This is a genomic window from Acidovorax sp. sif1233 (genome assembly GCF_019218755.1).
Lineage (GTDB): Bacteria > Pseudomonadota > Gammaproteobacteria > Burkholderiales > Burkholderiaceae_C > Acidovorax.
The window spans coordinates 396,150-418,730 of sequence record NZ_JAHUWZ010000002.1 but is presented as its reverse complement, the minus strand read 5'-3'; the positions used below and the strand labels follow the sequence as shown (position 1 = coordinate 418,730).

22 protein-coding genes are annotated in these 22,581 nt (G+C 68.6%); 10 read left to right on the top strand and 12 right to left on the bottom strand.

All coding sequences use genetic code 11. From position 1 onward, the window contains the following. Positions 1-37: 37 nt before the first annotated feature. The 4 genes from upp to KW843_RS09330 all read left to right on the top strand — a co-directional run bounded on the left by upp (position 38) and on the right by KW843_RS09330 (position 4,528). Positions 38-667 (top strand): uracil phosphoribosyltransferase, encoded by a 630-nt coding sequence (gene upp / locus KW843_RS09345; RefSeq protein ID WP_218294859.1) that lies wholly within the window; start codon positions 38-40, stop codon positions 665-667. A 206-nt stretch (positions 668-873) separates the two neighbouring features. Beyond that, positions 874-1,884, top strand: coding sequence for a BMP family protein (locus KW843_RS09340; protein WP_218294858.1), 1,011 nt, complete (start codon positions 874-876; stop codon positions 1,882-1,884). Positions 1,885-1,988: 104 nt separating this feature from the next. Continuing rightward, entirely contained in the window at positions 1,989-2,960 is a 972-nt protein-coding gene (locus KW843_RS09335; protein ID WP_255594649.1) for a 5'-methylthioadenosine/S-adenosylhomocysteine nucleosidase, read from the top strand. Then, the gene (locus KW843_RS09330) at positions 2,957-4,528 is read left to right on the top strand and encodes an ABC transporter ATP-binding protein (protein ID WP_218294857.1); all 1,572 of its coding nucleotides are present in this window, start codon (positions 2,957-2,959) and stop codon (positions 4,526-4,528) included. The genes KW843_RS09335 and KW843_RS09330 overlap by 4 nt, the downstream gene beginning before the upstream one ends. A 31-nt stretch (positions 4,529-4,559) precedes the next feature. Here KW843_RS09330 and KW843_RS09325 read toward each other — a convergent pair whose 3' ends face one another. Continuing rightward, positions 4,560-5,108 carry a hypothetical protein gene (locus KW843_RS09325; protein ID WP_218294856.1) on the bottom strand — a complete coding sequence of 183 codons (549 nt, stop codon included), beginning with the start codon at positions 5,106-5,108 and terminating at the stop codon, positions 4,560-4,562. A gap of 101 nt (positions 5,109-5,209) precedes the next feature. On the opposite strand from KW843_RS09325, the gene KW843_RS09320 reads away from it, so the two are divergent. Genes KW843_RS09320 through KW843_RS09305 form a run of 4 tightly spaced genes read left to right on the top strand, consistent with a single transcriptional unit; the run spans position 5,210 to position 8,409 of the window. Further along, positions 5,210-6,271, top strand: coding sequence for an ABC transporter permease (locus KW843_RS09320; RefSeq protein ID WP_218294855.1), 1,062 nt, complete (start codon positions 5,210-5,212; stop codon positions 6,269-6,271). Continuing rightward, on the top strand, positions 6,268-7,191 hold the full coding sequence (locus tag KW843_RS09315; protein ID WP_218294854.1) for an ABC transporter permease: 924 nt from the start codon (positions 6,268-6,270) through the stop codon (positions 7,189-7,191). The genes KW843_RS09320 and KW843_RS09315 overlap by 4 nt, the downstream gene beginning before the upstream one ends. Beyond that, positions 7,188-7,661: a hypothetical protein gene (locus tag KW843_RS09310; protein WP_218294853.1), complete on the top strand. Its 474-nt coding sequence runs from the start codon at positions 7,188-7,190 to the stop codon at positions 7,659-7,661. Before KW843_RS09315 ends, KW843_RS09310 begins: the two co-directional genes overlap by 4 nt. Positions 7,662-7,674: 13 nt before the next feature. Further along, entirely contained in the window at positions 7,675-8,409 is a 735-nt protein-coding gene (locus KW843_RS09305) for a helix-turn-helix domain-containing protein (protein WP_218294852.1), read from the top strand. A 64-nt stretch (positions 8,410-8,473) separates the two neighbouring features. Here the strand turns inward: KW843_RS09305 and KW843_RS09300 are convergent, their stop codons facing one another. Continuing rightward, positions 8,474-8,866, bottom strand: coding sequence for a VOC family protein (locus KW843_RS09300; RefSeq protein ID WP_218294851.1), 393 nt, complete (start codon positions 8,864-8,866; stop codon positions 8,474-8,476). A gap of 119 nt (positions 8,867-8,985) precedes the next feature. Between KW843_RS09300 and KW843_RS09295 the strand changes: the two genes are divergently transcribed. Further along, positions 8,986-10,260, top strand: a complete 1,275-nt coding sequence (locus KW843_RS09295) for an amidohydrolase family protein (protein WP_218294850.1) — start codon at positions 8,986-8,988, stop codon at positions 10,258-10,260. Positions 10,261-10,318: 58 nt separating this feature from the next. Here KW843_RS09295 and KW843_RS09290 read toward each other — a convergent pair whose 3' ends face one another. From KW843_RS09290 to KW843_RS09280, 3 genes are read right to left on the bottom strand one after another with little or no spacing between them, the layout of a single operon-like run. Continuing rightward, positions 10,319-11,440: an ABC transporter permease gene (locus KW843_RS09290; RefSeq protein ID WP_218294849.1), complete on the bottom strand. Its 1,122-nt coding sequence runs from the start codon at positions 11,438-11,440 to the stop codon at positions 10,319-10,321. Position 11,441: 1 nt separating this feature from the next. Next, entirely contained in the window at positions 11,442-14,213 is a 2,772-nt protein-coding gene (gene rbbA / locus KW843_RS09285; protein WP_218294848.1) for a ribosome-associated ATPase/putative transporter RbbA, read from the bottom strand. Then, positions 14,210-15,277 (bottom strand): HlyD family secretion protein, encoded by a 1,068-nt coding sequence (locus KW843_RS09280; protein WP_218294847.1) that lies wholly within the window; start codon positions 15,275-15,277, stop codon positions 14,210-14,212. The genes rbbA and KW843_RS09280 overlap by 4 nt, the downstream gene beginning before the upstream one ends. Positions 15,278-15,434: 157 nt before the next feature. Here KW843_RS09280 and KW843_RS09275 point away from each other — a divergent pair, with 157 nt between their 5' ends. After that, a complete protein-coding gene (locus KW843_RS09275; protein WP_218294846.1) occupies positions 15,435-16,091 on the top strand; it encodes a hypothetical protein in 657 nt (218 codons plus the stop codon). 130 nt (positions 16,092-16,221) lie between these two features. Here KW843_RS09275 and KW843_RS09270 read toward each other — a convergent pair whose 3' ends face one another. The 7 genes from KW843_RS09270 to KW843_RS09240 form a co-directional block, all read right to left on the bottom strand. Further along, the gene (locus KW843_RS09270; protein ID WP_218294845.1) at positions 16,222-16,869 is read right to left on the bottom strand and encodes a DUF1569 domain-containing protein; all 648 of its coding nucleotides are present in this window, start codon (positions 16,867-16,869) and stop codon (positions 16,222-16,224) included. A 176-nt stretch (positions 16,870-17,045) separates the two neighbouring features. Next, positions 17,046-18,314, bottom strand: coding sequence for a GGDEF domain-containing protein (locus KW843_RS09265; RefSeq protein WP_218294844.1), 1,269 nt, complete (start codon positions 18,312-18,314; stop codon positions 17,046-17,048). A 159-nt stretch (positions 18,315-18,473) separates the two neighbouring features. Further along, on the bottom strand, positions 18,474-19,769 hold the full coding sequence (locus tag KW843_RS09260) for a hypothetical protein (RefSeq protein ID WP_218294843.1): 1,296 nt from the start codon (positions 19,767-19,769) through the stop codon (positions 18,474-18,476). A gap of 169 nt (positions 19,770-19,938) precedes the next feature. Continuing rightward, positions 19,939-20,703: a hypothetical protein gene (locus KW843_RS09255; protein ID WP_218294842.1), complete on the bottom strand. Its 765-nt coding sequence runs from the start codon at positions 20,701-20,703 to the stop codon at positions 19,939-19,941. A gap of 150 nt (positions 20,704-20,853) precedes the next feature. Continuing rightward, a complete protein-coding gene (locus KW843_RS09250; RefSeq protein ID WP_218294841.1) occupies positions 20,854-21,432 on the bottom strand; it encodes a hypothetical protein in 579 nt (192 codons plus the stop codon). Further along, positions 21,429-21,728, bottom strand: a complete 300-nt coding sequence (locus tag KW843_RS09245; RefSeq protein ID WP_218294840.1) for a DnaJ domain-containing protein — start codon at positions 21,726-21,728, stop codon at positions 21,429-21,431. Before KW843_RS09245 ends, KW843_RS09250 begins: the two co-directional genes overlap by 4 nt. A gap of 63 nt (positions 21,729-21,791) precedes the next feature. Continuing rightward, positions 21,792-22,505: a YebC/PmpR family DNA-binding transcriptional regulator gene (locus KW843_RS09240; RefSeq protein ID WP_218294839.1), complete on the bottom strand. Its 714-nt coding sequence runs from the start codon at positions 22,503-22,505 to the stop codon at positions 21,792-21,794. Positions 22,506-22,581 lie beyond the last annotated feature (76 nt).

The following is a 22,581-nucleotide window of genomic DNA, read 5'->3' as shown; positions in this document are numbered from 1 at the left end:
CGCGCCTCTTTCCATCCCCCAAAACACAGGCCCAGCCATGAGCAACGTCACCGTCATCAACCACCCCCTCGTCCAGCACAAGCTCACGCTGATGCGCAAGAAGGACGCCAGCACCAACAGCTTTCGCCGCCTGCTGGGCGAGCTCAGCACGCTCATGGCGTACGAAGTCACGCGCGACATGCCCCTGCAGGACGTGCAGATCGAAACCCCGCTGGAGACCATGACCGGCCAGGTGATCGACGGCAAGAAGCTGGTACTGGTCTCCATCCTGCGCGCGGGCAACGGCTTCCTCGACGGCATGCTCAACGTGGTGCCCGGCGCCCGCGTGGGCCACATCGGGCTGTACCGCGACCCGGCCACGCTGCAGCCGGTGGAGTACTACTTCAAGATGCCGTCCGAAATGGACGAGCGCGACATCATCGTGGTGGACCCCATGCTGGCCACCGGCAACTCGGCCGCCGCCTGCGTGGACCGCCTGAAAAAGCTCAACCCCCGCTCCATCAAGTTCGTGTGCCTGCTGGCCGCCCCCGAAGGCGTGGCCACGCTGCAGAAGGCCCACCCCGACGTGCCGATCTTCACCGCCGCCATCGACCGCGAACTGAACGACCACGGCTACATCCTGCCGGGGCTGGGGGATGCGGGGGACCGGATCTTCGGCACCAAGTAGGCGCACGGCACGCCATCGCGAACCAGCCACCGCGGGGCCAGGCCCTCCGGTGGTTTTTTTGGCGCTTCATTTTTTTACCAACTGGTGGCTTTCCTCTGGCAGACTTGCCTCCGGCCTCGTGCCACCGGGCGGCTGCCCATTGGCGCGCTCCTTGCTTGGCTGCTGACACCCATTCCTCCTTGTTTGCCTGTCTGAAGGACTCCACCATGACCACTCGCCGCATCTTCACCGGACGCCTGCTCTGCACTTCCATGGCCCTTTCGGCCGCCATGGGCCTGGCACCCTCGCTGGCCCACGCGCAGTCCAAGCTCAAGGTCGCGGCGATCTACACGGTGCCCTACGAGCAGCAGTGGGTGAGCCGCATCCACAAGGCCCTGAAGGCCGCCGAAGCGCGCGGCGAGATCGAATACAAGGCCAGCGAGAACGTCTCCAACGCCGACTACGAGCGCGTGATGCGCGAGTACGCCACCGGCGGCAACCAGCTCATCGTGGGCGAGGCCTTCGCGGTGGAGACCGCCGCCCGCAAGGTGGCCAAGGACTTCCCCAAGACCTCGTTCCTGCTGGGCTCCTCGGGCAAGCCGCAGGCGCCCAATTTCAGCGTGTTCGACAACTACATCCAGGAGCCCGCCTACCTGTCCGGCATGGTCGCGGGCGGCATGACCAAGACGAACAAGATCGGCATGGTCGGCGGCTTCCCCATTCCCGAGGTCAACCGCCTGATGCACGCCTTCATGGCCGGCGCGAAGGAGACCAACCCCAAGGTCGAGTTCACCATCACCTTCATCAACAGCTGGTTCGACCCGCCCAAGGCCAAGGAAGCCACCTTCGCCATGATCGACAAGGGCGCCGACGTGCTCTATGCCGAGCGCTTTGGCGTGTCCGACGCGGCCAAGGAAAAGGGCAAGCTGGCCATCGGCAACGTGATCAACACGCAGGACAAGTACCCCGACACCGTGGTCGCCTCCGCGCTGTGGCACATGGAGCCCAGCATCGAACGCGCCCTCAAGCTGGTCAAGGACGGCAAGTTCACAGCCGAGGACTACGGCCCCTACTCGATGATGAAGCACAAGGGCTCTGAATTGGCGCCGCTGGGCACGTTCGAGAAGAAGGTGCCCGCCGACATCGTGGCCAAGGTCAAGGCCAAGGAGGCCGACATCCTGGCCGGCAAGTTCAGCGTGAAGGTGGACGACAGCCAGCCCAAGTCCACGGCCAGGTAGGCACCCCGGCGCGCGGGCACCGGCTGCGCTGTGGCCTGCGCCGCCGTGCGCTGCGCTGCGCTGTACGATTTTTCCTTTTCTTCTTTTTCCCGACAAGGAGCGCCATGCCCGCACCGCTTTCCCACCGCCCCGAGACAACCGCCCTGGCCGCGCGGTGCATGCGCCTGCTGGGCGCCCTGGCCCTGGCCACGCTGGTGGCGGGTTGCGCCGCGATCGCGCCGGGCCAGGCGGCACGGCTGGACAGCACCCCGCGCATCGCCGTCATCTCGGCCTTTGCACCCGAGCTGACGGTGCTGCTGCCCCAGGTGCAGCAGCCGGCCAGGCACAGCGTCAACGGCGTGGAGTTCACCACCGGCACGCTCTCGGGCAAGCCCGTGGTGGTGTTCCTGTCGGGCATCAGCATGACCAACGCGGCCATGAACACGCAATTGGTGCTGGACCGCTTCAACGTGAGCCACATCGTCTTTTCCGGCATCGCCGGCGGCGTGAACCCCGGCCTGCACATTGGCGACGTGACCGTGCCCGCGCAGTGGGGCCAGTACATGGAATGGCTGATGGCGCGTGAAGACCAGCCCGGCCAGTACAGCGCCCCCGCGTGGATGAAAAGCGAGCTGACGATGCCCGCCTTCGGCATGATGCATCCGCGCCCGGTCGAGGTGAGGTCGGCGGCCAAGCCCGGCATCACCAAACAGTTCTGGTTTGAGGCGGACCCCCAAATGCTGGCCACCGCGCGCGGCCTGCAGGACGTGGGCCTGGCGCATTGCCTGGCCAGCACCTGCCTGAAACAGCGCCCGCAGCTCGTGGTGGGCGGCAACGGTGTGTCGGGCCAGGCCTTCGTGGACAACAAGGCTTTCCGCGAATACGCGTTCAAGACCTTCGAGGCCAATGTGCTCGACATGGAGACCGCCGCCACCGCCATGGTGGCCCACAGCAACGGCGTGCCCTACATCGCCTTTCGCTCGCTGAGCGATCTGGCCGGTGGTGGCGAAGGCGAGAATGAAATGGGCACCTTCATGGGCCTGGCGGCGGCCAATTCCGCCAAGGTGCTGCTGGCCTTTCTCTCGAACTGGAAATGACGGACCCCTCCGGCCCCGTCCTGCGGCTGCAGGGCATCACCAAACGCTTCGGCAAGCTGGTGGCCAACGACGGCATCAGCCTTGCGCTGCAGCGCGGCGAGGTGCTGGCACTGCTGGGGGAGAACGGGGCGGGCAAGTCCACGCTGATGTCCATCCTGTTCGGCCACTACATGGCCGACGCGGGCCACATCGAGGTCTTCGGCCAGCCGCTGCCGCCCGGCCAGCCACGCGCGGCGCTGGCGGCGGGCATCGGCATGGTGCACCAGCATTTCACCCTGGCCGACAACCTCACGGTGCTGGACAACGTGCTGCTGGGCACCGAGCCCTTGTGGCAGCCCTTCTCACGGCGCGCGGGTGCGCGCGAGCGCCTGCTGGCGGTGTCCCGCCAGTTCGGCCTGCCCGTGCGGCCCGAGGCGCTGGTGGGCGGCCTCTCGGTCGGCGAGCGCCAGCGCGTGGAGATCCTCAAGGCGCTGTACCGGGGCGCGCGCATCCTCATCCTGGACGAACCCACCGCCGTGCTCACGCCGCAGGAAAGCGAAGCACTGTTCGACACGCTCGCGCAGATGGTGGCGCAGGGCCTGTCCATCATCTTCATCAGCCACAAGCTGGCCGAGGTGCTGCGCGTATCGCACCGCGTGGCCGTGCTGCGCCAGGGCAAGCTCGTGGCCGAGGCGCCCGCGCAGGGCACCACGCAAGGCCAGCTCGCGCAGTGGATGGTGGGCCATGCCATCGAGGCCAGCGAACGCCGCCCCGCCCGGAGCGTGGGTGCGCCGGTGTGCGCGCTGGCCAACGTATCCACGGCATCCACGGGTCGTGATCGGCTGCAGGGCGTATCGCTCACCCTGAACGCCGGCGAGATCGTCGCCATCGCCGGTGTCTCGGGCAATGGCCAGGTGGCGCTGGCCGATGTGCTGTGCGGCGTGCGCGCCGCCACCGCCGGCCAGGTCACGCTGCTGGGCACGCCGCTGCAGGCCCGCCCGGCTTGGGTGGTGGACCAGGGAGTGGCCCGCATCCCCGAGGACCGCCATGCCGTGGGCGTGGTGGGCGACCTGCCAGTGTGGGAGAACGCCGTGTCCGAACGCCTGCGCAGCCACTGGTTCGCCCACCCCTGGTTCCGGGCCTTCTGGGTCAAGCGCGGCGCCGCGCGCCAGCATGCCCAGCGCGTGGCCGAGACCTTCGACGTGCGCGGCGGCGGGCCCGACACCCCTGCCCGCGCGCTCTCGGGCGGCAACATGCAAAAGCTCATCCTGGGCCGCGCCCTGCTGCCGCCCTACGACGCCAGCCAGAGCGCCCCTGCGCCGCGCCTCATCGTGGCCCACCAGCCCACCTGGGGGCTCGATATCGGCGCCGTCACCTTCGTGCAGCAGCAGCTCATCAACGCGCGCGACGGCGGTGCCGCCGTGCTGCTGATCTCGGACGATCTCGACGAGGTGCTGGCCCTGGGCGACCGCGTGGCGGTGATGCACGAGGGGCACCTGAGCGCAGCGCGGCCCGCAGAGGGCTGGACGCGCGAGGCCATCGGCCTGGCGATGGCGGGCGCCGCCAGCAGCGCGGAGGAAACCCCGTGACTGCGCAGGCGCCGATTCAGCGCCCGGGCCCTTACCCGCCGCCCATGCCAGCCAGTGTCCTGAAGACAAGCCAGGTGAACACCAGGGCCGGCAGGTACAGCGCGGAGGCGATGGACAGCTCCCACCACGACAGGGCGCGCCGCCACCACACGCCGAGCATCACGGGCGCACACCCCATCACCATCAGGATGATGGATGGAAAGAACCACACCCCCGCCAACAGGAACAGGGGCGCCCACAGCAGCACGCGGCTGATCTTGAAGGCCATGGGCCGGCCGCTGCGCCAGGTATGCAGCAGCAGGCCGAGAAAGCCTGCCACCAGGGCCGACACCACGCCGATGGTGATGCGCCTGTGCCGCACCCGACCTTCTTCCTGCAGCCTGCGTGTGTGGTCCAGCCATTCGTTGATGTCGGCGGTGTATTCCGCTTCGTTCTTCAGCGGCAGGTCCGGCGGGGCGACCGGCGCAGCCGTTGCCGGGCCCTCGCCGGTCAATGCCTGTGCCATGGCACCTGCGCAGCCCAGCGCCAGCGCGCCGCACAGCAACATGCGCCCAAGCCATCCCCACACCAGGTTTTGCATGATCTCTCCCTCCCGTTATTGGCGGCCTGCGTGGTGCAAGCCGAACGTCGCCGCCGCGGATGGTAATCCGATGCCCTCCATTCCCCACGAAGCGCCGACCCATGCGGCTTGAAAAACGCAACCACATCTCCCCCGCCGCCTACGTAGCGGCGCCGGTGGGCGCCGTGGTGTTCACCCTCGTCATCAGCGGCCTGCTGGTGCTGTGGGCCGGCGCGCCCGTGGGCCAGACCTATGCACTGCTCGTCAAGGGCGCCTTCGGCTCGGTCTTCGCGCTGACCGAAACCCTCACGCGCGCCACGCCGCTGATCCTGACCGGGCTGGCCGCGGCGGTGGCCTTTCGCGCGCGGCTGTTCAACATCGGTGCCGAGGGGCAGCTGTATGCCGGCGCGCTGGCCGCAGTGGCCGTGGGCGGCCTGCATGGCGGCACGGGGCTGGAATGGTCGCCCTGGCTGCTGTTCCCGGCGATGATGCTGGCGGCGGCCCTGGCCGGCGCCCTGCTGCTGCTGGGCCCGGCACTCATGAAGTCGCGCCTGGGGGTGGACGAGGTGGTGACCACGCTGCTGCTCAACTTCATCATGCTGCTGCTGGTCTCGGCCCTGCTCGACGGCCCCATGAAAGACCCGCTGTCCATGGGCTGGCCGCAGAGCGTGGCGCTGCAGGGAGACCTGGAGCTGTCCAGGCTGGTGCCGCAGACGCGCCTGCACACGGGACTGCTGTGGGCCATCGGCCTGGCACTGATCCTCTGGGCCATCCTGCGGCGCACGGTGCCGGGCTTCGACATCCGCGCGGCCGGTGCCAATGCGCGGGCCGCCGCGTTTGCCGGCGTGCCCATCACCCGCACCGTGGTGCTGGTGGCCCTGCTCTCGGGCGGGCTGGCGGGGCTGGCCGGTGCCATCGAGGTGGCGGGCCGCACCGGCTACGTCACGCTCGACATGTCGCCGGGCTATGGCTACAGCGGCATCGTGATCGCCATGCTGGCCGGGCTGCACCCGCTGGGCGTGATCGCGGCGGGCACCTTCGTGGCCGGCGTGCTGGTGGGTGCCGACAGCATGAGCCGCGCGGTGGGCGTGCCCACCTACATCGCCGACGTGATCGTGGCCACCTCGCTCATCGCGGTGCTCGTCGCCACCCTGCTCACGCAGTACCGGGTGAGGTGGAAATGACCGAACTCCTCGACATCCTGGCCAATCCGGCCTTCTGGATCGCCACCTTGCGCGTGGCCACGCCGCTCATCCTGGGCACGCTCGGGGTGCTGCTGTGCGAGCGCGCCGGCGTGCTCCACCTGGGCATCGAGGGCATCATGGTGGCGGGCGCCTTCACGGGCTGGCTCACGGTGTACGCCGGGCACGGCCTGTGGACCGGGGTGCTGGTGGCGGCGCTCACGGGGGGCGTGTTCGGGCTGCTGCATGCCTGGCTCACGGTGGGGCTAGCGCTGTCGCAGCATGTCTCGGGCCTGGGCATCACGCTGCTGGCCACGGCGCTCAGCTACTACGGCTACCGCGTGAGCTTTCCGAAGGTGAACACGCCGCCCACCATCGAGCCCTTCGCCGCCACGGACTGGCTGGGCGTGCCCATTCTCTCAGCGCAGACGCCACTCACGCTGCTGGCGCTGGCCCTGGTGCCGATACTGGCCTGGGTGCTCATGCGCACGCCGCTGGGCCTGGCCGTGCGCATGGTGGGCGAGAACCCGCAGGCCGCCGAGGGCCAGGGCATCCCGGTGGCGGCCACGCGCACGGGGGCCATCGTGGCGGGCTCGGCGTTGATGGGTGTGGCGGGGGCCTTCCTCACGCTGTCGGCGTTCAACGCTTTCTTCTTCAACATGGTGAACGGGCGCGGCTGGATCTGCGTCGCGCTGGTGGTGTTCGCGTCGTGGCGCCCCGGCAAGGCACTGCTGGGCGCGCTGCTGTTCGCTTTTTTCGATGCGCTGCAGCTTCGGCTGCAGCAGGCGGGCGGCGCGTGGCTTCCGTACCAGGTGTATCTGATGCTGCCCTACCTGCTCTCCATACTGGCCCTGGTGCTGGTGGCGCGCAAGGCAGCGTACCCGCAGGCGCTGATGAAGCCCTACCGCAAGGGCGAGCGGTGAGGCGCGCGCCCAGCCCCATCGCGCCTTGGCTGGCGGCCGCGCTGCTGGCCTGTGCGGGGCATGCCCACGCGCTGGGGCAAGACATGCCGTATGAATCCTTCACCGCCGCGCCCGATGTGGACTGGGTCAAGGTTTGCGGTCAGTGGCCCGCCCCGGTGCATCCGGGTGAAGGCGGCGGCACGTACCGCATCGTGCACGCCACGCGCTACGCGCAGTCTTTTCTCTACCTGCAGTGGATCGCGCGGGACCGCACCGACAGCGCCGCCGCGGTTCACACCGAGGGTTTTGCGCAGATCAACAACGACCATGCCGCCATCACCCTGAGCCAGATGAGCTGCCTGCCCACGCGCCGGGGCATTCGCTTCACAGCGCGGGCGCAGTCTGGCCATGACGACAGTGTGTTCCGTATCACCATCGACGCAGGACACAACCCGGGCGAGGTGCGCTTTCGCACCACACAAAAGCGCTGACGGCGGGCCTGCCATGCCAGACGTGCCGCCTTCTCTCAGCACCAGCCCCTTGCTGCCACTGACCGTGCTGGCGCGCTGGCAGTTCGACACCACCGATGCCAGTGCCACCACGGTGCTGCCCGATGGCTGCAGCGACCTCATCCTGCATGTGGAGGCTTGCGGGCACTCCGCCTGGCATATCTCACCACTGGCCGACGCTGCCATGGAGGTGCCCGGACGCGCTGGCGAGCAATGGCTGGGCTACCGCCTGTGTCCCGGCACCACCATCGATGCAGCAGCATTGCTGCAGTCCGCACGGGCCATCTGGCACCAGCACAGGCGCCGCGCTGGGCCACGCTCCTGCGGCCTGGGCCACGACACCACGGCGCTAGAAGCCTTGCTGCTGGAGGCCATCGACCACCACACCGACAGGGACCCACGCGTCCAAGAGGCGCTACACGCGCTGGCGCATGCAGCCACGGTGGGCGCGGCAGCACACGGCCTAGGGGTGTCCGAACGCACGTTGGAGCGCCTGACCCAACGCTCCACCGGCCAATCGCCCCGCTTCTGGCGCGCGCTGGCCCGCGTGCGCCGTGCAGCGCAGGCGCTCGGCACGGCCAAACCGCTGGCGGAGATTGCAGCCGACAACGGCTACGCCGACCAAGCCCACTTCCACCGCGACTGTCTGCGCTGGCTTGGGCAGACGCCTGCAGCGCTGCGCCGCACACCACAACTGCTGGCCACGGTGGCGCAGGCGGGCTATGGCTGAATTGCATGTGAAACCCACGCCCCGGGGCCGGCACCACCGTCTACGCCTGCGCCACTACGACCGTTCAAACGGCTGGCGGCCCCATGGGCGTGCACAGCTCCACCAGCGCGCCGTTGATGTCCGCGACATAGGCCACCGTCTGGCCCCAGGGCATCTGCCCGGGCGCCTGCACCAGCCGGGCACCGGCATCCACCGCGCGCTGCACGGCAGCGGCCACGTCGGTGGTGGTGAACGCGATCTCGAAACTGGGCGCCTCGGCCGACGCGCGCTGCGGGTTCTTGCCCAGCTCGGCCATCAGCCGCAGCGACGAGAAGGCCAGCGCGGTGGCGCCCGTGTCCAGCTCGCCGAAGTCGCCGGCCTCGTGCACGAAGCGGCGGGTGAAGCCGAAGGCGGCCTCATAAAAAGCGATGGTCCTGGGAACATCTTCGACGTAGAGAATGGTGTAGCCAAATTGCATGAAGACTGCCTTTGCAAAAATGCGCTGAAATAGATGCGCCCTGTGAGACACCCAGCTTAGGCACAAAGCCCGCCACGGTCTTGAAAAAACCCGACACCCCGACACCAGACGCCCCCACCATGCTCGACCTGCTCATCACCCACGCCACCCTGCCCGACGGCCGCCAGAACATGTCGATTGCCGTGCAGGACGGCCGCATCGCCGAGGTGACCGAGGGCCTGCAAGCCCCCGCGCACGAAACAGTGGATGCGGGCGACCTGCTCGTCAGCCCACCGTTCGTGGACGCGCATTTCCACATGGACTCGACCCTGAGCTACGGCCAGCCGCGCGTGAACGAGAGTGGCACGCTGCTCGAAGGCATTGCACTGTGGGGCGAGCTCAAGCCGATGCTGACGCACGAGTCCATCGTAGAGCGCGCCCTGCGCTATTGCGACATGGCCGTGGCGCGCGGACTGCTGGCCATTCGCAGCCATGTGGACACGAGCCACCCCAGCCTGCTGCCCGTGCAGGCCCTGCTGGATGTGAAACAGCGCGTGGCGCCCTACCTGGACCTGCAGCTCGTGGCCTTCCCACAAGACGGGGTGCTGCGCGCGCCGGGGGGGCTCGACAACCTGAAACGGGCTCTGGATATGGGCGTGGAGGTGGTGGGCGGCATTCCGCATTTCGAGCGCACCATGGCCCAGGGCGCCGAGAGCGTGAAGGTCCTCTGCGAACTGGCGGCAAGCCAGGGCAAGCGCGTGGACATGCACTGCGACGAATCCGACGATCCGCTGTCACGCCACGTCGAAACCCTGGCCTTTGAGACCCAGCGCCTGGGCCTGCAGGGCCGCGTGACGGGTTCGCACCTCACCTCCATGCACAGCATGGACAACTACTACGTGAGCAAGCTCATCCCGCTGATGGCCGAGGCCGACCTGGGCGTGGTGGCCAACCCGCTCATCAACATCACGCTGCAGGGCCGCCACGACACCTACCCCAAGCGCCGGGGCATGACCCGCGTGCCCGAGCTGATGGCCGCGGGCCTGACCGTGGCGTTCGGCCACGACTGCGTGCTGGACCCCTGGTACAGCGGCGGCAGCGCCGACATGCTGGAGGCCGCGCACATGGGCCTGCACGTGGGGCAGATGACCAGCCAGGCCGCGATGCGGCAGTGTTTTGATGCGGTGACGGTGAATCCCGCCAAGCTGCTGGGGCTGGAGGGCTACGGCATCGAGCCGGGCGCATATGCCGACTTCGTGCTGCTGCACGCACGCAATCCCGTGGAAGCAATCCGCCTGCGCGCCGCGCGCCTGGGCGTGTGGCGGCGCGGCAAGCTACTGGCCAGCAGCCCGCCCCCCGTGGCCCAACTGCACCTGCCGGGGCGGCCCGACAACGTGAATTTCACATCAAATTAGCCTCTCGCGCTTATGTATCAAGCGCAGGCAGCTACACATTCCATAGCATTACAAGCATCTACGCCATGCGCGCAATCGTCTTGCGAAACCGCGCCAGCGCCAGGCTGAACAGCACGGCCCCAATCCCCAGCAGCCACACCAGCGACGGCCACACCACCGCCCAGCCCGCGCCCCGGTAGAGGATGGCCTGGGCCAGTTCGGTGAAGTGGGTGGTGGGCGCCAGCGCCATGCCGTACTGCACCCACAGCGGCATGCTCTCGCGCGGGGTGACGCCGCCCGACAGCATCATCACCAGCACCATCAGCAAGCCAAACTGCGGCATGCTGCGCGCCACCGTGGCCATGAAGATGCCCATGGACGTGGTGGCAAACAGGTGCAGCGTGGCCCCCAGCAGGAACAGCGGCACCGAACCCTCGATGGGCACGCCAATCGCCCAGCGGATCACCGCCGTGAGCGAAATCCACGTGGCGACCAGCACCACCAGCGCCATGGCCCAGACCTTGGCCAGCATGATCTCGCCCGGGGTGACGGGCATCACCAGCAAATGCTCCACCGTTCCATGCTCGCGCTCGCGGATCAGCGCGGCGCCGGTGAGGATGATGGAGAGCATGGTCACGATGTTGATCAGCTCCATGAGCGAGCCGAACCACGCGGGGTTCAGCGCCGGGTTGAAGCGCGAGCGCACCGTGAGCTCGATGGGCTGCTCGGCCACGGAGCGGTCGCGCTGCACGAACTCGGCCACCTCCAGCTGCACGATCTGCTGCACCGCCCCATTGGCCGCGAACGCCTGCCCCATGCGCGTGGCGTCGATGTTGAGCTGCACCTGCGGCACCCGGCCTGCCAGCACGTCGCGCTGGAAGTGGGCGGGGATGTGCAGCACCAGCGTGAAGCGGCCGGCGTCCAGGCCCGGGTCCACCTCGCGCATGCTGATCATGGCGGGGCGCGTGAACTGGGGGGCGTAGAACGCGGTGGCGATGCGCTGGGACAAGGCCGAGTCGTCCTCGTCCACGATGGCAATGGGCACGTGGTGCAGCGTCTCGGGCTGCGCCATGCCCGCCGAGTACACCGCGAGTGTGGTGGTGTAGACGATGAGGAACAGCATGGCCGGGTCGCGCCACAGGCTCCAAAGCTCCTTGATGCCTAACCGAAAGATGTTGGACCACCGTCCACGCAACGCCATGTCAGGTCTCCTGCTTCTTCAGCAAGGCAATGGCGGCACCGACGATGACCGGCACCGCCACCAGCATGGGCCAGAACTCGGCCTGCAGGTCCTGCAATCCCAGCGCCTTGTTGAACACGCCCCGGCTGATGGTGAACATGTGGCTGGCCGGGTAGACCTCGCCCACCCAGCGCGCAAACCCCGTCATGGACGACACCGGGTTGATGAGCCCCGCAAACTGCACGGCGGGAATGATGGTGCCCACCATGGCGAAGAACATCGCCGCGATCTGGCTGCGCGTGACGGTGGAGGCCAAGAGGCCCATGCCCGTGGAGCACAGGCTGAACACCACGGCGGCCAGCGTCAATGTGGCAAAACTTCCCGTCATCGGCACGCCAAAAACCGTCACCGCCGCCAGGCACATCAAGCCAAAGTTGAACAGCGCCAGCAGCACATAGGGCAGCTGCTTGCCCAGCATGAATTCGGTGCGCGTGGTGGGCGTCACATACAGGTTGATGATCGAGCCCAGTTCCTTCTCGCGCACCACGGCCAGGGCCGTGAGCATGGCGGGCAGCATGAGCAACAGCAGCGGGATCACGGCAGGCACCATGGACGGCAGGCTGCGCACGTCGGGGTTGTAGCGGTAGCGCGGCTCCACCTCCAGAAGGCCCCGGGGCACCACGCCCGTGCGGCTGCGGCTTTGCTCCACCAGCCATTGCTGGTGCAGGCCCTGGGCGTAGCCGATGACGGTTTCGGCGCGCTGGGGCATGGCCCCGTCCACCCAGGCACCGATCTGCACCGGCTGGCCGCGTGCCACGTCGCGCGCAAAGCCGGGCGGGATCTCCAGCGCCAGCGATATCTCGGCGGAGCGCATGCGCGCGTCCAGCTCGGCGTAGGTGGCAATCGGCGGCTGCTCGGTGAAGTAGCGCGAGCCCGCGAGGTTCAGGGTGTAGGCGCGGCTCAGCGCGGTCTGGTCGCGGTCCAGCACGGCAAAGCGCAGGTTCTCCACGTCCATGCTGATGCCGTAGCCCATCACGAACATCAGGATCAGCGAGCCCAGCAGCGCCATGGCGCCCCGCACGGGGTCGCGGCGCAGCTCCAGAGATTCGCGCCACTGGGTGCTGTGGATGCGGGCCAGGCTCTGGCGCAAACGAGTGGGCCAGGTGGAGGCGTTGGGTGTGGGTACAGCCGATAGCCTGGTGTGGTCCGAAGCCTCCACGGGTACAGGGGCCTGGGCCGTGCCCGCGGCATCTTCCAGGTAGCCGATGAAGGCTTCCTCCAGCGTGGCAGCACCGCGCTTGGCCACGATGTCCTGCGGCGCGGCGCTCTCCAGCACACGCCCCGCGTGCATCAGCGAGATGCGGTCGCAGCGCTCGGCCTCGTTCATGAAGTGGGTGGAGATGAAGATGGTGACCTTGTCGCGCCGCGCCAGCTCCACCATCAGGCGCCAGAAGTTGTCGCGCGCCATGGGGTCCACGCCCGAGGTGGGCTCGTCCAGGATCAGCAGCTCGGGCTGGTGCACCATGGCCACGGCCAGCGACAGGCGCTGGCGCATGCCCAGCGGCAGCTTCATGGGCAGCGAGCCGCGCGCGGCCTGCAGGTCAAAGCGCTCGAGCATGGCCGTCACGCGCGCGGGTACCTCGGCCTCGGGCACGTGGAACAGCCGGGCATGCAGCACCAGGTTCTGCTCCACCGACAGCTCGCTGTACAGCGAAAACGCCTGCGACATGTAACCCACCCGCCGCCGCGTGGCCATGTCCTTGGGGTCCACCGGCTGGCCAAACAGCCAGGCCTGCCCGTCGCTGGCGGGCAGCAGGCCGGTGAGCATCTTCATGGTGGTGGACTTGCCGCAGCCGTTGCTGCCCAGAAAGCCAAAGATCTCGCCCCGCTGGATGCGAAAGCTCACATGGTCCACCGCCACAAAGTCGCCAAAGCGCATGGTGAGGTCGCGCGCCTCGATGGCGACGTTGGCAGCGTCGTCTGCCTGCGACCGGTCCAACGGCGGAATCTGCACCGCCCGGTGGCCCCGGCGCTTGGCCTCGGGCAGCAGGGCCACAAAAGCCTGCTCCAGCGCATCGTGCCCGGTGCGGGCCATCAGCTCGGCAGGCGTACCGGTGGCCAGGATGCGCCCTTCGTCCATGGCCACCAGCCATTCAAAACGCTGCGCCTCTTCCATGTAGGCCGTGGCCACGATCACGCTCATGCCCGGCCGCGCGGCGCGGATGCGGCCGATCAAATCCCAGAACTGCGCGCGCGCCAGCGGGTCCACGCCGGTGGTGGGCTCGTCCAGGATCAGCAGGTCGGGGTCGTGGATGAGCGCGCAGCACAGGGCCAGCTTCTGCTTCATGCCGCCCGAGAGCTTGCCCGCTGGCCGCGCCAGGAATGGATACAGCCCCGTGCTGCGCGTGAGTTCGTCAATGCGGCGGCGCCGCTCGGCCGCGTCGTGCCCGAACAGGCGGCCAAAAAACTGCAGGTTCTCTTCCACCGACAGCGTGGGGTACAGGTTCTTGCCCAAGCCCTGGGGCATGTAGGCGATGCGGGGGCACACCCGGCTGCGGTGGCGGCTTTGGGCCATGTCGCCGCCCAGCACCTCCACGGTGCCCTGCTGCACCGCCCGCGCGCCCGCCACCAGGGCCAGCAGGCTGGACTTGCCCACGCCATCCGGCCCGATCAGGCCCACCATGCGGCCGGCGGCCACCTCCAGGTCGATGCCCTCCAGCGCCACCGTGCGCCCGTAGCGCTGGCCCACGCCGCGCAGGCGGGCCACGGGTGCAGCGCCGGCCGCTGGGTTCACTGGCCAGCCTTGACGGCGAGTTCTGCGGGCCACTCCACCGCAGGGTCCACCCGCAGCCAGGCCACGCCGGGCAGTCCGGTCTTGACCTGTTCCTGGTGGCGCAGCAGCAGCGCCTTGTCGATCTGCGCGCGCACGCGGAACATGAGCTTCTGGCGCTCGCTCGCGGTTTCCACCGTCTTGGGGGTGAACTGCGCGGTGCTGGCCACGAACGACACGGTGGCCGGGATGACGAAGCCCGGCGCGGCATCGAGCACGATGCGCACCTCGCTGCCCAGCGCCACGCGGCCCGCCACGGTCTCAGGCAAAAAGAAGGTCATGTACACGTCGCTCAGGTCCACCAGCTGCAGCACGCGCGCACCCGCACCCACCACCTCGCCGGGCTGCACCACGCGGAACTGGACGCGGCCATCGCGCGGCGCCTTGAGCTCGCTGTCGGCCAGCTCCACATCGATGCGGGCCAGCGTGGCCTGCAGCGCGCGCACATTGGCCTCGGCGCTGGTCACCTGCGTGCGCGACGCACCGATGCCCGCCTGCGCGGCCTTCGCCTGGGCTTTTGCAGCGGTCACAGCGGCTTGCTGGCTGCGCACCTTGGCGCGGTCGTCGTCGAGCAACTGGCTGGAGAAAAAGCCCTCGCGCGCCAGCTGCTCGGAGCGCGGCAGGCGGCGGCGGGCGGTGTCGAGGTCGCTCTCGCGCTGCGCGACCACGGCCAGCGCGGCCTGGTAGTCGCTATCACGCTGGGCCACCTGCACCTGGGCACTGCCGATGGCCAGCTGCGCCTGCTGCAGCCGGGCCACCGCCTCTTCACGCTGGGCCTGCAGGCTGTCGATCTGCATGCGGGCCAGGGGTTGCCCGGCTTTCACGAAATCGCCCTCGGCCACCAGCACATCGAGCACCTTGCCCGCGAGTTTGGTGGCCACGGCGATCTCGGTGGCCTCGATGCGGCCGTTGCCGCTCACGAAGCCGGGGCCTGGCCACTTGGCCTGCCAGGGCGCCCAGCGCAGCAGCAGCCCTCCCCCCAGCAGCACCACGGCCAAAGCCGCAGCGATCTTCCATTGCTTGCTCATGGTCCATCCTTGTGGGCACTTGGGCCCGTCGAGGGATGGTAGCTTTGCACCCCGCGTTACCCCAAGCCGCAGCACGCCCTCCCTTGACCTGCATCAATCGCCACCCGAACATCCGGCCTGCACCTGCCGCGCGTGGCGGCCCCTTGAACCGACACCCATGACTGCCCTCACCACCCCGCCCCTTTCAGACACCCTGGCCTGGCTGCTGGGCCGCCCTGTCAGCCCCGAAGACGGGCTGCCGGAAGATGAACTGGCCGCCGCAAGCCATCGCCTGGGTGGCCCAGTGCCCCCTGCCCTGCACGCTTATTACGCCGCCGTGGGCAGGCGTGCCGATTTGATGGCCGGTTTTCAGCGGTTTGCGCCGCCGCAAGACTGGGAGTGCCTGGGCGACAAGCTGCTGTTTCTGGAAGAGAACCAGGGCGTGTGCTGGTGGGCCACCGATGCCCGGCAGCGGGTGTGGCAGACCACCGACCTGGATTCCCCGGACTGGTTCGAGGAAGCCGTGGGCCTGGAGGCGTTTTTGCACACCGTCTCCTACTACCAGATGGCACAGGGCGGCTATCCGTTCTGCGGCATGCGCACGTGCGGGGCGTTCTCAACGCCCGGCGAGTTGGCGTCGCTGCTGGACGCCCTGCGGGCGCGGCCCGTCGTGGACATGGCGGGGCTGCGCATCTTCACCGTGGGCCCGCAGGCGCTGGTGTGGTACCTGCACTCCGAGGGGGAGCTTGCGGAACCCGGTGTGTTCCTGAGCGTGCTGGACGCCCTGCGCTTTGACGCCCTCTGCGCCCAATGGGATTTTGACGATCTGGGCTGAGAGAGAATGGGCACATTCGGGTGAAATATGCCTCTGGCGCTTTCTGGACAAGCGCCAATAGCTATAACTTCAATAGCATCCAGCCGGCATCCGCATGGCATGGAACTGCACAGGGCCGCGCAGCCCGCGCTCAGCCCCCTGCGTCAAACGCCGACAGATGATTGGCCAGGTGCATGGCGTGCGCCTGCTCGTACTGCGCCTTGTCCAGCGCCCCGTAGGCGAAGTGCGGGTGCAGCGGCCCCGCGTGCACGGAGAAGTCCTGCACGGCTTGGCGCAGCCGGGCCAGGGCCGCCGACGCCCCGGGCGTGGACGCATCCAGCGCGGGCGCGCCCGGGATGGGCTCCGCCAGGTCGTGGCTCATGCGGCCGCGCAGGGCAAACACGTTGAAAGCAGCCGCACCCAGGGTGTTCTGGAACAGCGCCGACCTGGGCGCCGGGAAGCCCCGCAGCGAGAACTCGATGCTCTGTGCGCAGTGCTCCAGCGTCTGCGGCCAGTTCCAGGCCGTGGCGGGCGCCAGCGGCTGGACCGCAGCGCCCGCAAGGCGCTCGACCTCTTGCATGGCGCGCGCCAGGGTGCCAAAGACGAGTTGCCGGTCGTTGCCCGGCCGGTACAGCAGGTAGCCTGCCCCGGCGGCCGCCGCCACACCCAGGGCGGCCAGCCCCGTGCCGGATGCCAGGAACGCCCTGCGCTGCGCTGCGGGCGCCGACGGCGATGCACCGGGCGCGGTGCCCGGGCCCGCGCCGCCGAGCGGGTTGCTGCCGAGGGGATTCAATGCCATGGGGAATGGTGGTGGTCTGGGAATGGACGGGACGAGGCAAGGCCACCATTGTGCGGCGGCGCGCTGCGCGGCGGCACGCCCGAAGGTCGGGCAGCCGACACAGGCAGCGTTTCAGGCCCATCAGGCAAGCGGCAGGGCCCGGCGGCGCGACCGCACGCGCGCCTGGTGGAAGCTGGCTACAGCACCGCCGCGCTGCGCGCGGTGCCTGGCCGCTCCGCGGGGCGCGGCCACTTCAACGGCACGGGATCGTCCGGCAGCGCCACGACCTCCACCCGGTTGCGCCCGCGCGCCTTGGCAAGGTACATCGCCTCGTCCGCTCGCTGCAGCACCGCCTCGGCCGAATCCCCGCTGGTGGACAGCGTGATGCCGATGCTCACGGTCAGGGCCACGCGACGCCGTTCGGCATCCATGGGCTCGGACTCGACCAGCGCCCGCAGGCGTTCGGCCACGCCGGCGGCACCAGGGCCGTCCGCGTTGGGCAGGAAGATGGCGAACTCCTCCCCACCCAGGCGGCCCATCACATCCTCCCGGCGCAGGCAGCGGTGGGCCAGGTCCACGAAGTGGCGCAGCGCGTCGTCCCCGCACTGGTGGCCGCCGGTGTCGTTGATCTTCTTGAAGTGGTCGAGGTCCATCACCAGCACGGGCAGCGCGGCCCGGGTGCGCTGGGCATTGCTCAGGCCCTTGTCCAGCAGCGTGATGAAGGCGCGGCGGTTGAACACGCTGGTGAGCGGGTCGATCTCGGCGAGGTGGCGCAGCTCGCTCGTCACGAATTCATTGGTCAGCATCAGCACGCCAAACGCGATCATCACGAGGGCCACCGTGGCCTCCAGCACCACGAACTGCGACAGCTGCGTCAGCAGGCCGGCATCCGAAGGGGCGGCCAGCCGGAAGATCACGGGGCGCACCAGCACGCACACCCCATGGAAGGCCATGACGCCCGCGAGCAGGTAACGCGCCGGCACACGGCGAAAGCCACCCTGCGCCAGCGTGCGCGCCGTGAGCAGGAAGCACACGCCCGCGAACCAGCCCGCCAGGGCGAACCGCGCGCCGGGATGGGGCTGCGCCACCGTGAAATACACCGACAGCGCCACCAGCGACACGATGGCGGCCGCGGCATACCGGTGGGCGATGGGCGGGCGCCCCATGTAGGCGCGGCTGCCCAGCCAGCACAGGTAGGCCGCCAGCGCATTGGCCCCCTGCGCCAGCACCACGGCCGGCACTTCGGGCATCCGCTCGCGCGCCAGCAGCGTGGCGCAGAACACCGACGCGCCCAGGAATGACAGCGTCCACAGCCGCAGGCCCGGGATGTTCTTGTTGAAATGCCACACGGCATACAGCACTGCGGTAACCAGCGCCGACAGGATGGCCGCGAGAATGACGAGTGTGGGGCTGTGCACGGAGACGGAACGGGGCAGCGGCGTAAGGGAGCCCCGCGGGGCTGGCATGAAGGGATTGCGGCAGGACAAGAAACGCGCTGAATGTTAACCGAGCCGTTGCGAAATGCAGGAACTATCGCGCGGGGCCACGCGGCGGCGCCACGGGCGCGGGCCGCCGGTGCCAGCGCCCATGCCCCAGGCCGCGGCCGGCCACCTCTTCCTTGGTGCTCAGTCGCCCACCACGTTGCACTCCCGGCGCAGCAGTGCCAGGGCGTCGTGCATCTGGTAGTCCATGTCGCTGAGCAGGGTCTTTTCCGCGTCCTGCACGAAGCCGGTCCACAGGGCGATGTAGTCCTGCTGGTGCACGCCGGGCGCATGGGCGCGGATGAAGTCGGCCGCCAGCGCGGGCTGCAGGCCCGATTTGCGGATCTTTCGGACGAGGCTCGCGGCGGTCTTCTCGGTCAGCAGCGTCTTCTTGGGGGCCCCGGCCGCCAGGCACAGGCACAGCGTGAGCAGCGAATGTTCGTCATCGTTGCCCTGCACCGTTCTCGTCCAGGTCTTGCTCGCGGGAAGCGGGGGTTCCTCACCCTCCTCCAGCGCATCCAGGCTGCGGTGGAAGTTGTCCACCTCGGCCAAGGGGTCGTCCAGCAGAAAGTAGCGCGCGCGGAAAGCGCCGGTGGGGCGCAGCAGCGTGCGCACCGGTGTGGCCGCGTCGAGTAGCTTGGGCAGGTCGGCCAGCACGCTGGCGCAATGCGCCTGCACCACCTCGCGCAGTTCGGCGGGCAAGCCGGCAGGCAGGCGCAGCTGCACGGGCGGCGCGAGCTTCTTCTTGCGCTGTGCCATCAGCACTTTTTCGAACGACACGGTGTTGGGCCACTCGCCGAGGTCCATGGCCTTGGGCGCCAGGGCCACCATGAGCAAGCCAGCGCGGATGACGGCTTCCGCGTCGGCGCCCGCGGCTTCCAGCTCGTCGGGGTCCAGGTCGAACTGCCCGGCCAGCCACTGGGCGGCCCGGATGGCCTGCGCAATCTGCGTGCGGCGCGCCAGCTCGGCCCGGTAGTCGGCGTGGCTGCGCAGCGACCACACGGCCAGCAACGGGGTTTCGGCATCGGCATAGCCGGCCATGCCGAAATTGCTGCTCTCGGGCATGGCGATCAGGCGCTTGAGCATGTCCGAGCCCCCCTTGGAGCGCGACAGGAACGAATGGTCGCGCAGCGAGACGGCGGCCTCGTGCAGGTCGCCCCCGGTGGTGTCCAGCAGGTACAGGCTGATGAGGTTGACCATGCGGTCGCGCGCCTTCTCCAGCTCGGGCCGCAAGAATTCGCTGCCGAAGTAGCGCGCGATCTGCACCATGCCCTTGGGCGCATCGGCATTGATGGCCGCGAGCTTGTCGGCACCCAGCACGCCATGCTGGACGCCATGCGCCAGCGCCTTTTCAAAGAACGGGCGGGCGTCGTGGAGCTGCAGCGCGTTGGCGGCTGCAATCTCGTCAGTCGTTGAAGAAGGCGTGTTGGGCACAGTCATATCAGTATCTATCGCGCTTCGCAGTGCTCATGGGCCATGAAACTGGCACGCTCCAGGCCAGAACCGCCGCGCAAGGGCCGCCCCGCCTCGCTGGCGGTGTCCCCCTTCCCGAATGGCGCAGCCATTCGAGAGAAGGGGGAAGGCGCGAAGCGCCACAGGGGGTTGTCATCTAAATCGCGGATTCTTCGTCGGACGTGCGGGCGGCGGGCGTGGCCTTGCCACGGTCGGTTTCGCTGGTTTCGAACTTGCCGTCGTCTTCCTCGGCGGGCGATTCGTCGCCCTCTTCCAGGCCCAGGTCAAAGGCGCGGGCCTTGGCGCGCAGCACCAGCAAGGTTTCGATGAACAGGTCGCGGCACTCGTAGCGCAGCAGCCAGGCCATCTGCATCCAGTCGCGGTCCGCCACCTCGTCCTGGTCGATGCGCGGCTGCACATAGCCCGAGGCGAGGAGTTCGTCGTCGGTCAGCGTGGGGCCGTAGTCTTCCACCGCGTCGAACGTGCCGGTGCGGGCAAAGGCTTCGATGCGGCTCCACTTTTCGGCGAAGTAGTTGGCCAGTGCCTCGGCGCCGCCTTCCAGGTCGCCGATGGCCGTGAGGAACTCGACGGGATCGGCGTCGTCGCGGAAGATGACGGCATTGACCATGTTGCGCAGGTGCGTGTGCGTGAGGTCCTTGTACTGCTTTTCCAGCACCATCGCGCGCGCGAACTGCTCGGGCGTGACCAGCAGGTTGACCACCGAGGCCTTGGAGTCGTCGTACTCGCGCATCACGGCCAGGATGTCCTTGGGCGCGAGCTGGTCCAGCACCACCATCAGCGCGCCGTCCCCGTCGGTATCGGCCAGCTCGGCCAGCGCCGACTCGGCGCCCACGATGTCGCCGGCCGCGATCAGGCTGGTGGTCCTGGTGATCAGGGCGAGGTGGGTGTTGTTGCTGCTCATGCGTATTCCTTGGTGTGTCGCTGCGCCGGGCGCAGACCGCTAAAAACTGGCGCGCCGCCGTCGCCAGCGCCGCCTTGCCTTGGTCCGGCTTTGCCGGTCCGCAGCAGGCGTCCCCCTCGCGGGGATGGCGCGCAGCGCCTCGGGAGGGCCTCAGTCCTTCCTGTCGAACCCCACATCGGCCAGCCAGTTGGAGCTGGCTTCCTCGCGGGTGCGGCTGTTTTGCGGGTCCACGGCGTCGTCGGCGCTCAGGGCGCTGAAATCGTCATCGTGTTCCGCCGCATCCGCAGCGTCTTCGCCCTGGTCGCCGTCGCCCTCGGCCGCGTGCGCCGCGGGGGCCATGCGGGCATGCAGGTGCAGGTACTCGAGCCCGGCCGCCACCGCCATGAACCGGGCGCCCTGCGGCTCGCGCAGCACGGTCTGCGCCAGGCTCTGGGCCCAGGGCTCGAGCGTGACGGCATGGGCCAGGCTGTGCCAGTCGGGCAGTTCGTCCACCGGCAGGCCCAGCAGGTGCTCCACCGCGCCGGGCTTGGTGAAGCGAAAGCCGTGGTGAAAGACCACTGCGACCATCTCGGGGGCCAGCTCCATCATCTGCACCAGAAAGGCGATCTCGTTGCGCTTTTCCGCCAGGCGCTTGCGCAGGACGTCTTTGCCCTCGGAGTCGGAGACCAGGTCATCCAGCTCGGCCTGGTAGGCGGAGCGCAGATCGTAGAAGTAGGGAGATAGTTTCACGAAGCGGAAGAAGGAGAGGAAAGGATGCGCGAGGAGTAGGCCTGCCAGATCTCCTGCGCGGTCTGCAGCGGGTCGTCCAGCAGGTTGCGGCGGCGGTTGTCGTCGTAGGCCTGGCGGGCGGTGTCGTCCGACAGCACTTCGTAGGCCTTCTGCACGGCCTGGAACCGCTGGGCGGCGTCGGGCGCGTCGTTGCGGTCCGGGTGGTAGAACGACGCCTTCTGGCGAAAGGCCTTCTTGATGTCGGCGAGCGACGCGTTGGCCGCCAGCCCGAGGGCTGCGTAGTGGTCTGCGGTCATGGACAAGTCAATTGCGAGGGCGATGCAGGGAGCGTGCCCGGCCGCGAAGCCGGCGCACCGGCATCAGCCGCCCAGGCTCACGAACACGTTCTGGACGTCGTCGTTGGAGTCGATGGCCGCCAGGAAGTTCTCGACCTCTTCGAGCTGCTCGGGCGAGAGGTTGGCGGGATTCACGGGGTTCTTGGGCTTGTAGCCCAGCTTGACCGACAGCACATTGAAGCCATGGGCGGGCAGCGCGCGGCTCACCAGGTCCAGGTCGGTGGGGTCGGTCCAGAAGGTGGTGGTGCCTTCCTCGTCGCCAGCCTCGAAATCCTGCGCGCCCGCCTCGATGGCAGCCAGTTCGGGGTCGGCATCGGGCGTGGCGGGCTCGGCTTCGATCATGCCCACATGGTTGAAGTCCCAGGCCACCGATCCCGAAGTGCCCAGCTGGCCCTTGCGGAACAGCACGCGCATCTCGGGCGCGGTGCGGTTCACGTTGTCGGTCAGGCATTCGACCATCACCGCCACCTGGTGGGGTGCGAAGCCTTCATAGATCACGCGCTCGTAGTTGACCGCGTCGGCGCCCGTGCCCGAGCCTTTCTTGATGGCGCGCTCCAGCGTGTCCTTGGGCATCGAGGCCTTGCGGGCCTGCTCGACCACCAGGCGCAGGCGCGCATTGCTGGCCGGATCGGCGCCGCCGCGCGCGGCCACGGTGATTTCCTTGACCAGCTTGCCAAACAGCTTGCCCTTGGCATCCGCCACCTGTGCCTTGCCTTTTGCTTTCCACTGCGCGCCCATGTTGGATCTCTTTTCGTTGGTGTTGCGGCGCGCCAGGCGCCTGAGGATGTGTGGTGCGGCCCCCGCAGGCGCGGGA

Coding starts and splice junctions, on each gene's coding strand:
- upp (WP_218294859.1), top strand. CDS start 38: ATGAGCAACGTCACCGTCATCAACCACCCCCTCGTCCAGCACAAGCTC.
- KW843_RS09340 (WP_218294858.1), top strand. CDS start 874: ATGACCACTCGCCGCATCTTCACCGGACGCCTGCTCTGCACTTCCATG.
- KW843_RS09335 (WP_255594649.1), top strand. CDS start 1,989: ATGCCCGCACCGCTTTCCCACCGCCCCGAGACAACCGCCCTGGCCGCG.
- KW843_RS09330 (WP_218294857.1), top strand. CDS start 2,957: ATGACGGACCCCTCCGGCCCCGTCCTGCGGCTGCAGGGCATCACCAAA.
- KW843_RS09325 (WP_218294856.1), bottom strand. CDS start 5,108: ATGCAAAACCTGGTGTGGGGATGGCTTGGGCGCATGTTGCTGTGCGGC.
- KW843_RS09320 (WP_218294855.1), top strand. CDS start 5,210: ATGCGGCTTGAAAAACGCAACCACATCTCCCCCGCCGCCTACGTAGCG.
- KW843_RS09315 (WP_218294854.1), top strand. CDS start 6,268: ATGACCGAACTCCTCGACATCCTGGCCAATCCGGCCTTCTGGATCGCC.
- KW843_RS09305 (WP_218294852.1), top strand. CDS start 7,675: ATGCCAGACGTGCCGCCTTCTCTCAGCACCAGCCCCTTGCTGCCACTG.
- KW843_RS09300 (WP_218294851.1), bottom strand. CDS start 8,866: ATGCAATTTGGCTACACCATTCTCTACGTCGAAGATGTTCCCAGGACC.
- KW843_RS09295 (WP_218294850.1), top strand. CDS start 8,986: ATGCTCGACCTGCTCATCACCCACGCCACCCTGCCCGACGGCCGCCAG.
- KW843_RS09290 (WP_218294849.1), bottom strand. CDS start 11,440: ATGGCGTTGCGTGGACGGTGGTCCAACATCTTTCGGTTAGGCATCAAG.
- KW843_RS09280 (WP_218294847.1), bottom strand. CDS start 15,277: ATGAGCAAGCAATGGAAGATCGCTGCGGCTTTGGCCGTGGTGCTGCTG.
- KW843_RS09275 (WP_218294846.1), top strand. CDS start 15,435: ATGACTGCCCTCACCACCCCGCCCCTTTCAGACACCCTGGCCTGGCTG.
- KW843_RS09270 (WP_218294845.1), bottom strand. CDS start 16,869: ATGGCATTGAATCCCCTCGGCAGCAACCCGCTCGGCGGCGCGGGCCCG.
- KW843_RS09265 (WP_218294844.1), bottom strand. CDS start 18,314: ATGCCAGCCCCGCGGGGCTCCCTTACGCCGCTGCCCCGTTCCGTCTCC.
- KW843_RS09260 (WP_218294843.1), bottom strand. CDS start 19,769: ATGACTGTGCCCAACACGCCTTCTTCAACGACTGACGAGATTGCAGCC.
- KW843_RS09255 (WP_218294842.1), bottom strand. CDS start 20,703: ATGAGCAGCAACAACACCCACCTCGCCCTGATCACCAGGACCACCAGC.
- KW843_RS09245 (WP_218294840.1), bottom strand. CDS start 21,728: ATGACCGCAGACCACTACGCAGCCCTCGGGCTGGCGGCCAACGCGTCG.
- KW843_RS09240 (WP_218294839.1), bottom strand. CDS start 22,505: ATGGGCGCGCAGTGGAAAGCAAAAGGCAAGGCACAGGTGGCGGATGCC.